The organism is Streptomyces sp. M2CJ-2 (assembly GCF_016757295.1).
GTDB lineage: Bacteria > Actinomycetota > Actinomycetes > Streptomycetales > Streptomycetaceae > Streptomyces.
Window position 1 is genome coordinate 19,045 of the sequence record NZ_JAESIF010000008.1, and the last position, 12,579, is coordinate 31,623.

At 70.7% G+C, this 12,579-nt stretch carries 9 protein-coding genes; 4 read left to right on the top strand and 5 right to left on the bottom strand.

Annotation, left to right across the window (positions count from 1 at the left end; all coding sequences use genetic code 11):
* Positions 1 to 177 precede the first annotated feature (177 nt).
* The 4 genes from JL475_RS09580 (at position 178) to JL475_RS09595 (ending at position 6,813) form a co-directional block, all read left to right on the top strand.
* Positions 178 to 1,860 carry a thiamine pyrophosphate-binding protein gene (locus JL475_RS09580; RefSeq protein WP_202277022.1) on the top strand — a complete coding sequence of 561 codons (1,683 nt, stop codon included), beginning with the start codon at positions 178 to 180 and terminating at the stop codon, positions 1,858 to 1,860.
* Between the two features lie 11 nt (positions 1,861 to 1,871).
* Positions 1,872 to 3,104 (top strand): formyl-CoA transferase, encoded by a 1,233-nt coding sequence (gene frc, locus JL475_RS09585; RefSeq protein ID WP_202277023.1) that lies wholly within the window; start codon positions 1,872 to 1,874, stop codon positions 3,102 to 3,104.
* Between the two features lie 3 nt (positions 3,105 to 3,107).
* Complete coding sequence (locus tag JL475_RS09590) at positions 3,108 to 5,309, top strand: acetate--CoA ligase family protein (RefSeq protein WP_237406720.1); 2,202 nt, start codon at positions 3,108 to 3,110, stop codon at positions 5,307 to 5,309.
* Positions 5,310 to 5,427: 118 nt separating this feature from the next.
* A complete protein-coding gene (locus JL475_RS09595) occupies positions 5,428 to 6,813 on the top strand; it encodes an OFA family MFS transporter (RefSeq protein WP_202277024.1) in 1,386 nt (461 codons plus the stop codon).
* A gap of 143 nt (positions 6,814 to 6,956) precedes the next feature.
* Here JL475_RS09595 and JL475_RS09600 read toward each other — a convergent pair whose 3' ends face one another.
* The 5 genes from JL475_RS09600 to JL475_RS09620 all read right to left on the bottom strand — a co-directional run bounded on the left by JL475_RS09600 (position 6,957) and on the right by JL475_RS09620 (position 12,571).
* Positions 6,957 to 8,174, bottom strand: coding sequence for a sugar phosphate isomerase/epimerase (locus tag JL475_RS09600; protein ID WP_202277025.1), 1,218 nt, complete (start codon positions 8,172 to 8,174; stop codon positions 6,957 to 6,959).
* 130 nt (positions 8,175 to 8,304) lie between these two features.
* The gene (locus JL475_RS09605; protein ID WP_202277026.1) at positions 8,305 to 9,711 is read right to left on the bottom strand and encodes a nucleotide pyrophosphatase/phosphodiesterase family protein; all 1,407 of its coding nucleotides are present in this window, start codon (positions 9,709 to 9,711) and stop codon (positions 8,305 to 8,307) included.
* Positions 9,708 to 10,913, bottom strand: a complete 1,206-nt coding sequence (gene eboE / locus JL475_RS09610; protein ID WP_202277027.1) for a metabolite traffic protein EboE — start codon at positions 10,911 to 10,913, stop codon at positions 9,708 to 9,710. Before eboE ends, JL475_RS09605 begins: the two co-directional genes overlap by 4 nt.
* A gap of 3 nt (positions 10,914 to 10,916) precedes the next feature.
* Positions 10,917 to 11,810, bottom strand: a complete 894-nt coding sequence (locus tag JL475_RS09615) for a TatD family hydrolase (protein ID WP_202277028.1) — start codon at positions 11,808 to 11,810, stop codon at positions 10,917 to 10,919.
* The gene (locus tag JL475_RS09620; protein ID WP_202277029.1) at positions 11,810 to 12,571 is read right to left on the bottom strand and encodes an EboA domain-containing protein; all 762 of its coding nucleotides are present in this window, start codon (positions 12,569 to 12,571) and stop codon (positions 11,810 to 11,812) included. Before JL475_RS09620 ends, JL475_RS09615 begins: the two co-directional genes overlap by 1 nt.
* Between the last annotated feature and the right edge of the window lie 8 nt (positions 12,572 to 12,579).

The following is a 12,579-nucleotide window of genomic DNA, read 5'->3' on the forward strand; positions in this document are numbered from 1 at the left end:
GGAGAAGCCGGGGTCCGGCGTGGGAAAAGTGCCGCACACCCCCTGGACACCACTCATGGGATGCGGGATAACAAGCTTCATACAGTATTCGTCGACTGTATGCAATGTACTGCGAGAGCGGTACGCGAGCTGTACGCGAGAGCGTTCCCACCCCCTATGAAGGGACAGGACTTCGCCATGCCCGACGACACACAGGACCTGATCTCCGGCGGTCACCTCGTCGCCAAGGCCCTCAAGGCCGAGGGCGTCGACCGCATCTACACGCTGTGCGGCGGCCACATCATCGACATCTACGACGGCTGCGTGGACGAGGGCATCGAGGTCGTCGACGTACGTCACGAACAGGTGGCCGCGCACGCGGCCGACGGCTACGCGCGGATCACCGGCAAGCCCGGCTGCGCGGTCGTCACCGCGGGCCCCGGCACCACCGACGCCGTCACCGGCGTCGCCAACGCCTTCCGCGCCGAGTCGCCGATGCTGCTGATCGGCGGTCAGGGAGCCCTGACCCAGCACAAGATGGGGTCCCTGCAGGACCTGCCGCACGTCGACATGATGAACCCCATCACCAAGTTCGCGGCGACCGTGCCGGACACGGCGCGTGCGGCGGACATGGTGTCGATGGCCTACCGCGAGTGCTACCACGGCGCGCCCGGCCCCTCCTTCCTGGAGATCCCGCGCGACGTACTGGACGCCAAGGTCCCGGCGTCCGCGGCACGCGTGCCGCGGCAGGGCGCCTACCGTGCCTCGACGCGCTCGGCCGGCGACCCCGAGGCCGTCGAGAAGCTCGCCGACCTGCTGACGCACGCCGAGAAGCCGGCGATCCTGCTCGGCAGCCAGGTGTGGACCACCCGGGGCACCGAGGCGGCCGTCGAACTCGTCCGCACCCTCAACATCCCCGCGTACATGAACGGCGCGGGACGTGGCACCCTGCCGCCCGGCGACCCGCACCACTTCCAGCTGTCACGCCGGTACGCCTTCTCCAACGCCGACGTCATCGTGATCGTCGGCACGCCCTTCGACTTCCGCATGGGCTACGGCAAGCGGCTGTCGCCGACGGCGACCGTCGTGCAGATCGACCTCGACTACCGCACCGTCGGCAAGAACCGCGACATCGACCTCGGCATCGTCGGCGACGCGGGGCTGGTGCTGAAGTCGGTGACCGAGGCGGTGTCCGGAAGGATCAACGGCGGGGCCTCCCGGCGCAAGGAGTGGCTGGACGAGCTGCGCGCGGCCGAGCAGACCGCGCTGGAGAAGCGGCTGCCGCAGCTCAGGTCGGACGCCTCGCCCATCCACCCCTACCGGCTGGTCAGCGAGATCAACGACTTCCTCACCGAGGACTCGATCTACATCGGGGACGGCGGCGACATCGTCACCTTCTCCGGGCAGGTCGTCCAGCCCAAGTCGCCCGGCCACTGGATGGACCCGGGCCCGCTGGGCACCCTCGGCGTCGGTGTCCCCTTCGTGCTCGCGGCCAAGCAGGCGCGGCCCGACAAGGAGGTCGTCGCCCTCTTCGGCGACGGCGCCTTCTCCCTGACCGGCTGGGACTTCGAGACCCTCGTCCGCTACGACCTGCCCTTCGTCGGCATCGTCGGCAACAACTCCTCGATGAACCAGATCCGTTACGGCCAGGCCGCCAAGTACGGCAAGGAGCGGGAGCGGATCGGCAACACCCTCGGCGACGTCCCGTACGACCAGTTCGCGCGGATGCTGGGCGGTCACGGCGAGGAGGTCCGCGACCCCGCCGACATCGGCCCCGCGCTGCGCCGGGCCCGCGAGTCGGGCAAGCCGTCCCTGATCAACGTCTGGGTGGACCCGGACGCGTACGCCCCCGGAACCATGAACCAGACGATGTACAAGTGAGGTGAACGCCCATGACCGCCAAGGCACTTGACGGCATTCGCGTCCTGGACATGACGCACGTCCAGTCCGGGCCCTCCGCGACCCAGTTGCTGGCCTGGCTCGGCGCGGACGTCGTCAAACTGGAGGCCCCGACCGGGGACATCACGCGCAAACAGCTGCGCGACCTCCCGGACGTCGACTCCCTCTACTTCACGATGCTCAACTGCAACAAGCGGAGCATCACCCTCAACACCAAGACCGAGCGCGGCAAGGAGCTCCTCACCGAGCTGATCCGGCGCTCGGACGTCATGGTCGAGAACTTCGGACCGGGTGCCGTCGACCGGATGGGCTTCACCTGGGACCGCATCAAGGAGATCAATCCACGGATCGTCTACGCCTCCGTCAAGGGGTTCGGCGAGGGCCCGTACACCGACTTCAAGGCGTACGAGGTCGTCGCGCAGGCCATGGGCGGGTCGATGTCGACCACCGGTTTCGAGGACGGACCGCCGCTGGCGACGGGGGCCCAGATCGGGGACTCGGGCACGGGTATCCACGTGGTGGCGGGCATCCTCGCCGCACTGTTCCAGCGGGAGCACACCGGGCGCGGGCAGCGGGTGAACGTGGCCATGCAGCACGCGGTGCTCAACCTCTGCCGGGTGAAGCTGCGCGACCAGCAGCGCCTGACCCACGGTCCGCTCGCCGAATATCCCAACGAGGACTTCGGCGACGAGGTTCCCCGGTCCGGAAACGCCTCCGGCGGCGGGCAGCCCGGCTGGGCGGTCAAGTGCGCGCCGGGCGGGCCGAACGACTACGTGTACGTCATCGTGCAGCCCGTCGGCTGGAAGCCGATCAGTGAGCTGATCGGCCGGCCGGAGCTGGCCGAGGACCCCGAGTGGGCGACACCGGAGGCGCGGTTGCCCAAGCTCAACAAGATGTTCCAGCTGATCGAGGAATGGTCCTCGACGCTGCCCAAGTGGGAGGTGCTGGAGCGGCTGAACGCGCACAACATCCCGTGCGGGCCGATCCTGTCCACCAAGGAGATCATCGAGGACCCCTCGCTGGCCGCGAACGAGATGGTCGTCACCGTCCCGCACCCCGAGCGCGGCGAGTTCGTCACCGTCGGCAGCCCCCTGAAGCTCTCCGACTCCCCCGTCGACGTGGTCGCCTCCCCGCTGCTCGGCGAGCACAACGAAGAGGTGTTCGTCGGCGAGCTCGGGATCGGCGACGAGGAACTGCGTCTGCTCAAGTCGAACGGAGTGATCTGAGTGATGGCCGAGGACCGCACGCTCCGGGTGCGCGCGCTGCTCGACGCGGTGCGCGCCGACGGGCGCACCGCCCTCACCGCGCCCGAGGGCAAGGTGCTGGCGGACGCGTACGGGATCGCCGTACCGGGTGAGGAGTTGGCGACGGACGTCGAGGAGGCCGTGGCGTACGCGGCACGGTTCGGCGGGCCCGTCGTGATGAAGATCGTCTCACCGGACATCCTGCACAAGACCGACGCCGGCGGTGTGATCGTCGGTGTGGAGGGCGCGGCCGACGTGCGGGCGGCGTTCTGCCGGATCGTGGAGAACGCGCGCGCCTACGACCCCGCCGCCCGGATCGACGGTGTGCAGGTGCAGGAGCTGCTGCCGCAGGGGCAGGAGGTCATCGTCGGCGCGGTCACCGATCCGACGTTCGGGAAGGTGGTGGCGTTCGGGCTCGGCGGGGTGCTCGTCGAGGTGCTCAAGGACGTCACCTTCCGGCTCGCGCCGGTGGAGGCCGACGAGGCGCTGTCGATGCTGGACTCGATCCGGTCGGCGGAGATCCTGCGCGGGGTGCGCGGCCAGGAGGGCGTGGACCGGTGGGCGGTCGCCGAGCAGATCCGGCGGGTGTCGGAACTCGTCACGGACTTCCCGGAGATAGCCGAGGTGGACCTCAACCCGGTGATCGCCACCCCGGGCGGGGCCGTCGCCGCGGACATCCGCGTGATCCTGTCCACCGAGCCGCCCAGGGAACGCCGCCAGTACTCGCGCGAGGAGATCCTGACCTCGATGCGGCGGCTGATGCAGCCGCGTTCGGTGGCCGTGATCGGTGCCTCCAACGAGGCGGGCAAGATCGGCAACTCGGTGATGCGCAACCTCGTCGACGGCGGTTTCGCCGGGGAGATCCATCCGGTGAACCCCAAGGCCGATGACATTCTGGGCCGCAAGGCGTACAAGAGTGTCACGGACGTCCCCGGTGAGGTGGATGTGGCGGTCTTCGCGATCCCCGCCAAGTTCGTGGCCGCGGCGCTGGAGGAGGTGGGGCGCAAGAAGATCCCGAACGCCGTCCTCATCCCCTCCGGGTTCGCCGAGACCGGTGAGCAGGAACTCCAGGACGAGATCGTGGCGATCGCCGAGCGGCACGGCATCCGGCTGCTCGGGCCCAACATCTACGGCTACTACTCCACCTGGCAGGACCTGTGCGCCACGTTCTGCACGCCGTACGACGTCAAGGGCGGGGTCGCGCTGACCTCGCAGTCGGGCGGCATCGGGATGGCCATCCTGGGCTTCGCCCGCACCACCAGGACGGGTGTGTCGGCGATCGTCGGGCTGGGCAACAAGTCGGACCTGGACGAGGACGACCTGCTGACCTGGTTCGGGGAGGACCCGCGCACCGACTGCATCGCCATGCACCTGGAGGACCTCAAGGACGGGCGGGCGTTCGTGCGGGCCGCGCGGGAGACCGTGCCGAAGAAGCCGGTCGTGGTGCTGAAGGCGGGGCGTACGGCGGCGGGCGCGAAGGCCGCGGGCTCGCACACCGGCGCCCTGGCGGGTGACGACGCCGTGTACGACGACATCCTGCGGCAGGCCGGCGTGATCCGCGCGCCGGGACTGAACGACATGCTCGAGTACGCGCGCGCGTTGCCGGTGCTGCCCACCCCGAAGGGCGACAACGTCGTGATCATCACGGGGGCGGGCGGCAGCGGGGTGCTGCTGTCGGACGCGGTGACGGACAACGGGCTGTCGCTGATGGAGATCCCGCCGGATCTGGACGCGGCGTTCCGGGCGTTCATCCCGCCGTTCGGGGCGGCCGGCAACCCGGTGGACATCACCGGGGGCGAGCCGCCGTCGACGTACGAGGCGACGATCCGGCTGGGTCTCGAGGACCCGCGCATCCATGCGCTGGTGCTCGGTTACTGGCACACGATCGTCACGCCTCCCATGGTGTTCGCCGAGCTCACCGCGCGGGTGGTGGCCGAGTTCCGCGAACGGGGCATCGAGAAGCCGGTGGTGGCGTCGCTCGCGGGTGACGTGGAGGTCGAGGAGGCGTGCCAGTACCTCTTCGAGCGGGGGGTCGTGGCGTACCCGTACACGACCGAGCAGCCGGTGGCCGTGCTCGGCGCGAAGTACCGCTGGGCGCGTGCAGCGTCAAAGCTGGGGGCCGAAGGCCCCTCCGATAGGGCGGTGGCGGGCGACGGGCGGGATGTTGGGGGGCGGTTCATGAGGTGAGTGAACCGGGGGGCCGGCCGACGGTGCGCGTCGGCCGGCCCCGGGACCCGAGCGCGCACGAAAGGCATTGGACAGGGGGCGCTGGCCAGAACTTTCGACGCAAGGGGTGCAACACGACATGACAACGACCGATCTACCTGCTTCGGTTCCCTACCGGGAGGTGGCCGACGCGAACGGACGCGTCTACCGCCTCGGTGAGACCGACGTCGACATCATGGGCCGCAAACGCAAGTGGATGGTCATCCTGCCGTGGGTCGGCATGATGGGCATCAGCTCGGCGGAGTACGCGTTCGCGTCCGCCGAGGACACCCTGCACACGGCTCACTCGTGGAGCAGCGCGCACATCTTCTGGATGCTGGGAGTCTGGGTCTTCTTCCAGGCGGCGGTGGCCTTCCCGGCGGGCAAGCTGCGGGAGAGCGGCCGGCTGCCGGCCCGCTGGGCGATGATGTGCGGCGCGGTGGGGACGCTGCTGGGCTATCTCTCGCTCGCCTTCGCACCGCATGTGATCGTCGCGTATCTCGGCTTCGGCATGTTCAGCGGTATGGGCGCCGGCATGGTGTACGCGACCTGCGTGAACATGGTCGCCAAGTGGTATCCGGAGCGCAAGGGCGGCAAGACCGGCTTCGTGAACGGCGGTTTCGCCTACGGTTCGGTGCCGTTCGTCTTCATCTTCACCGGTTTCATGGACCTCACCAACTTCCGGTGGGTGCTGGTCTCCGTGGGTGTGTTCCTGGCCGGTGTGGTGGCGGTGTCCGGCTACTTCTTCAAGGACCCGCCGAAGAACTGGTGGCCGGCCGACATCGACCCGCTGAAGAAGCCGACCGACGCGCGCACCCGGCGCGCGCTGGAGAAGAACCCGCCGGCCGTGCACCAGTACACCCCCAAGGAGGCGTGGCGCACCGGCCGGGTGGCGCTGATGTGGTTCTGCCTGCTGTGCACCTCGGGCGTGAACATCTTCGGCATCGCCTTCCAGGTGCCCTTCGGTGACGACGCGGGCTTCGCCGGAGGCATCGTGGCGACCGCCATGTCCCTGAAGGCGATCGTCAACGGCACCGGCCGCGGTGTCATCGGCTGGCTCTCCGACCGATACGGCCGCAAGCAGTGCCTGATCTTCGTCTGTATCGTCCTCGGTCTGTCCCAGTACGGCATCCTGTTCTCCGGGAACATCGGGAACCTGCCGCTGTTCCTGCTGTTCTCGTCCATCTCCGGCTTCGGCGGCGGTGCCATCTTCCCGATGTTCGCGGCGATGACCGCCGACTACTTCGGTGAGAACAACAACGCCTCCAACTACGGCCTGGTGTACTCCTCGAAGCTGGTCTCCGGTCTGCTCGGGTCCGGCATGGGCGCCGTCGTGGTGGGCGCCTGGGACTACGCGGGCGCGTTCATCCTCGCCGGTTCGATCTCCCTGTTCGCCGGTTGCGTGGCCGTGTTCCTGCACCCCCCGGGGCGGCCGAAGGTCCGCATCACCCCGAATCCGCGGCCGCTCGGTGACGAGACTGCGTGAGCCCGCGGACCGCCTGAGCCGCACACCGTCCCTGTCACACGGCACCGGCACCGGCACCGGCGCGAGAGCTTCGTCCACACGGACCGGGCGGTCCCTCCCGCGTGCTGCGGGAGGGACCGCCCGGTCCGTGTGCGCTTTCGCGGTCAGCGGCGACGCTTGCGCAGGGCCGCCAGGTTGTCGTAGCTGATCTTGGCCTCGCGCAGCGACTGCCCGGGGTCGGTGGCGCTCGGGGCGGTGTCGTCCTCGACCATCGGGTTGTGGTAGTTCCGCTGCCCGACCCGGGAGAAGAACGTCGTGTAGTCGATGACGCCGGTTCCGAAGGGCACCATCTCGTAGCCCATGCCGTTGGTCGTGCTGACGACGCCGTCCTTGGCGTGGAACAGCGGGTAGCGCTTGTTGTTGCGGGCGACCAGGCCGGCCGGGTCGAAGACGTTCTGGCGCGTGGAGCCGTCGTGGGCGGTGTACGTGTGGAACTTGTACTGGGCGACATGCGCCCAGAAGACGTCCATCTCCAGCCAGACGGCCTTGGGGTCGGTGATCTTGAGGAAGTACTCCAGCTTCCGGATGCCCGAACTGCGGGTCGGCCGGCCCTGGTCGTCCAGCGGGCCGCCGTCGAGCAGGAAGCCGTAGGCGCCGTCGTGGTTGTGGGTGTAGAGCTTGATGCCCTCGCGGCGGGCGATCGCGCCGAGGGCGTTCCACTTGTCGGCGGCCACGTCCCAGTCGGCGCGGTGGGAGCTGCCGGTGGGGTCGCCTCCGGTGCCCATGTGGTCCAGGCCGAGGATGTTGGCGATCTCGAGGTGCTTCTTGAAGGTGTCCAGGTCCGCCGTGGTCAACGGCCAGGAGGACGGGATGAAGCCGTGGTTGCCCTGGGCGCGCAGGCCGTAGTCGTCGAGCCAGGAGCGCAGCAGCCTCGCTCCCGCGACGGATTCGAGACTGGCGCCGCCGGGTGCGTTCGCGTGCTGGTTGTAACCGGCGAACTCCACCTGGCGGTAGCCGTGGCGGGCCAGCTGCTTGAACACCTCGCGGAAGCCGGAGGGCAGATCGGTGGACAGGGGGTCGCGGCCGGTGGCGTCACGGACGGTGTAGAGGATGATGCCGCGCTTGTGCGGCGGGACGAGCACCTGCCCGCCGCTCCCGTGACCGTGGTCGTGCCCGTGGCCGTGGTCTCTGCCGCGGTCGTGGGCCAGGGCGGGGGCGGCCCCGAAGACGGGGAGCGCGACGGCCCCGGCCGCCACGGCGGTGCAGGTGCTGAGGAAACGGCGCCGGTCCACGCCCAGGGAGCGGCGCAGTCCCTCGTCCGGGGCGTCGGTGGCCGAGGCGGTGACGGTCTCGGCGCGGGAGTGGTCGGAGTACAGGGTCACGAGTGGCCTGCCTTCTCGGTCGTGGCCGGTTCCGGTCCCGCCGGGACCGGCCGTTGTCAGTGCCGTGTGTTTCACTCTCCGTAGCTGGATCTCGGAGGGGCCTGCCTGATGGTGCGTCAGCCGTGGTGCGTCAGCCGAGTCCGGCGAGCCGGAGCAGGAGTTGTTTGACATCGGTGGCCGCGACGCGGTCTCCGACGGCACGGGGGGTGGAGCAGATGAGGAGCGGACCGTCGTCGTCGCTCGCGGGGAGGCGGCCGTGGCTGCCCCGAATAGGTGACGGATCCAGGGGCACGACCGCCATCCGGTAGCGCATGCCGATCTTCTTGCGCGCCAGCGCGGTGGCCGCCTTGACCTTGACGTACGGGTCGAGGGGGTCCATGAAGAGCTCGACCGGGTCGTAGCCGGGTTTGCGGTGGATCTCGACGAGCTGCGCGAAGTCGGGCGCGCGCTCGTCGTCGAGCCAGTAGTAGTACGTGAACCAGGCGTCGGGTTCGGCGACGGCGACCAGTTCGCCGGCGCGCGGGTGATCGAGGTGATGGGCCTTCTTGCCCTCGTCGTCCAGGAGTTGGTCGATGCCGGGCAGCCCTTCGAGGGCGGCTCGGGTGGCGTCCAGGTCCTCGGGGCGGCGCACGTAGACGTGGGCGATCTGGTGGTCGGCGACCGCGAAGGCGCGCGACGCCATCGGGTCGAGGTATTCCATGCCGTCCTGCGTGTGCACCTCCAGCAGGCCCGCGCGGCGCAGGGCGCGGTTGATGTCCACGGTGCGGTTCACCCGGGTGATGCCGTACTCGGACAGCGCGACGACGGTGCGCCCCTCGGCGCGGGCGTCGTCCAGGAGCGGGGCCAGGGCGGCGTCCAGGGCGGCGGCGGCTTTCAGGGAGCGAGGGTCGTCGGGGCCGAAGCGCTGCAGGTCGTAGTCGAGGTGAGGGAGGTAGCAGAGGGTCAGGTCGGGGTGGCGGGTGCGGTTGATGTGGCGGGTCGCGTCGATGATCCACCGGCTGGAGACGAGGTCCGCGCCGGGGCCCCAGAAGTGGAAGAGCGGGAAGGTGCCGAGTTTCTCGGTGAGTTCGTCGTGCAGGGCCGGGGGCCTGGTGTAGCAGTCGGGTTCCTTGCGTCCGTCGGCGTAGTAGACCGGGCGGGGGGTGACGGTGATGTCGGTGTCGGCGCCCATGGCGTACCACCAGCAGATGTTGGCGACGGTGTAGCCGGGGTGGGCGCGCCGGGCGGCGTCCCAGAGTTTGTCGCCGGCGACGAGACCGTTGTGCTGGCGCCACAGCAGGATGTCGCCGAGTTCGCGGAAGTACCAGCCGTTGCCGACGATGCCGTGTTCGGAGGGGAGGGTGCCGGTGAGGAAGGTGGACTGGGCGGCGCAGGTGACGGCGGGCAGGACGGTGCCGAGCGGGGCCCGGGAGCCGGACTGGCCGAGCTTCTTGAGGTGGGGCATGTGGTCGAGGAGGCGGGGGGTGAGGCCCACGACGTCGAGGACGAGGAGGGGGGTGGGGCCGGCGGTGCGGTCCGTTGTGGGGTTCGGGGTCAAGGGAGTTCCTTCAGGCCTAGGTCCGTCAGCAGGTCGCGGGCGAGGGTGAGTTCGGCGGCGATGCCGTCGGCGAGCTGGGCGCGGCCCCGGGGCCGCAGTTCGGGTGGGAGGGCCTGCCAGGTGTAGGTCTCGACCTCGAGGTGGCGGGTGAGCGGGTGCGGGCCGCCGACGAGCCGGGTCAGGGCGGTCTTCAGGACGGGCAGCGTGGAGGTGAGGGGTGCGGTGGGGGCCGCGTGCAGCGGGACGTGGAAGTGGGCGCGCCAGGGTGCCGCGTCGGGCAGGGCGTCGCCGGTCAGGGCCTCGGCGAGGTCGTCGGTGCCGCGCAGTCCGGCGGCGATGGGGGTCCCTCCCGCTCGAGCGGAGTCGGGAGCGGGGGAGGTACGGGTCTGGTGCAGGAAGCGGGGTTCCGCGAAGGCGGCCAGGGCCTCGCGGACCTCGGGGAGGTGGGGCTGTTCGGCGTGGAGTGCGGCGGAGAGCTGGGACTTGACCACGGGGACGCCGGCCCGGGTGAGGTCGTCCAGGGCGGTGTGCGGGTCTTCGAAGGAGGTGGCGAGGTGGCAGGTGTCGACACAGATGCCGATGCGGTCGTGGCCGATCGCGGTGAGTGGTGCGATGGCGTCGTGGGTGGTTTCGACGACGCAGCCGGGTTCCGGCTCCAGGGCGATGCGGATGGAGCGCCCGGTCAGCTCCTGGAGCGCGTCGAGACGTTCGGCGAGGGTGCGCAGGGCGGTGCGGGAGGTTTCGGCGCGCTCCGGGTCGTGGGCGGTGCGCCAGGCCAGCGGCAGGGTGGAGATGCTGCCGTCGGGGACGTCGTCGGGGAGGAGTCCGGCGAGCAGGCGGGCCAGCGAGGTGGTGTGCTCCAGGCGTTCGGGATCGGCCCAGTCCGGCTTGTAGACGCGGTACTTGACCTCCTCGGCGCCGAAACCCTCGTAGGGGAAGCCGTTGAGGGTGACGACCTCGAGACCGCGCCGGTCGAGTGCGCAGCGCAGGCCGCGCAGGGCGGACGGGTCGGTGACCAGGGCGTGGGCGGCGTCCTTGGCGAGCCACAGGCCGATGCCGAGCCTGTCCCGGCCGAGGCGGCGGCGGACGGGCTCGCAGTGGTCCCGCAGCTGGGCGAGGACGCCGTCGAGGGTCTCGGCGGGGTGGACGTTGGTGCAGTAGGCCAGGTGGACGGTGGAGCCGTCGGGGTGGCGGAAGCGCATGGCTCACGCCTCCGCGGCGGGGGCGCCGGCGGTCCGCGCGGGCTCGTCCCTGGGCGCGCCGCGCAGGATGGAGTTGCCCTCGTGGGTGGCCTCGGTGGCGGTGACGTCGAGGGCCAGCCGGCCGCTGAGTCCGTAGAAGGCGACGGGGTTGCGCCACAGCACCCGGTCGACGTCGTCCTCGGTGAAGCCCTCGGCGAGCATCAGGTCGGCGACCTTGCGGGTCTTGAGCGGGTCGCTCTTCCCCCAGTCGGCCGCGGAGTTGACCAGGACCCGCTCGGGGCCGTGGGCGCGCAGGATCTCGACCATCCGCTCCTCGTCCATCTTGGTGTCGGGATAGACGGAGAAGCCCAGCCAGCAGCCGCTGTCCTTGGCCTCCTTGACGGTGGTCTCGTTGAGGTGGTCCATCAGGACACGGTCCATGGGCAGCGCGGACTCCCGGACGACGTCGAGCGTGCGGCGCAGACCGGCGAGCTTGTCGCGGTGCGGGGTGTGCACCATCGCGGGCAGGCCGTGGTCGGCCGCGAGCTGGAGCTGGGCGGCGAGCGCGGTGTCCTCGGCGGGCGTCATGGAGTCGTAGCCGATCTCGCCGACGGCCACGACGTTGTCCTTGACGAGATACCGGGGCAGCAGGTCGAGGACGGGCGTGCAGCGCGGGTCGTTGGCCTCCTTGGGGTTGAGGGCGAGGGTGCAGTGGTGGGCGATGCCGTACTGGGCGGCCCGGAAGGGTTCCCAGCCGAGGAGGGCGTCGAAGTAGTCGAGGAAGGAGGCCGGGGAGGTGCGGGGCTGGCCGAGCCAGAAGGCGGGCTCGACGACGGCGCGGACACCCGCCGCGTACATGGCCTCGTAGTCGTCGGTGGTCCGCGACGTCATGTGGATGTGGGGGTCGAAGAGGCGCATCAGGACTCCTTGCCGTGGGGGCCGTGGGTGCCGTGGGGGTCGTCCGTGGCGGGCGTCGAGGGGGCGGACTCGGGCCGGATCAGGGCCTGTACGCGGTGCAGGTCCTCCGGGACGGGGCGGCCCGCGGCGGTGCGCTCGTCGGCGTAGTCGCCGAGCATGCGGGCGAGTTCGCCGTCGCCCCGGGCGCGCTGGGGCAGGTCCGCCACCCGGTCCACGTCGACGCCGGTGAACAGGCACTTCAGTACGGCGTGCCGCCAGGCGTGGGCGTCGAGGTGCCGGGCGCAGTACGGGCCGACGGCGGCGGAGACGAGCCGGGTGTCGTTGGTGCGCAGCGCGTCCTCGACGAGCGGGCGGGCCTCGGGGCCGGGCACGAGGTGGGGCAGGGCGTGCAGGACGGCCCGGCGTTCGTCGGCGGTGCCCTGGTGGTAGACCCGGGTCAGCGCCTCGAGGTCGGCGCGGGCCACGTGCAGGATCAGGACGCGGGCGGCGTCGGCGTGGGCGGGGCCGCAGCGGCGGCCGGCCTCGGCCAGGCGCAGCTCCCAGACGGAGAGGGGCCCGTGGGTGCCGGGGCGGTCGGCCGCCTCATCGAGGGCCTGGTCGAGCCAGGCGCGGGCGGCTTCGCCGAGCTCGGCGGTGAGGGCGGCGCGCAGGTCGGCGGGCGGGACGTGGGCGGGGGTGGTGCCCTGGGGGTCCTGCCCGGTCGGGGTGCCGTCCGCGTCCCGGTGGTCGGAGGCGGCGCGGGGGGCGTGTGGCTGCGTCATGGGGGTGG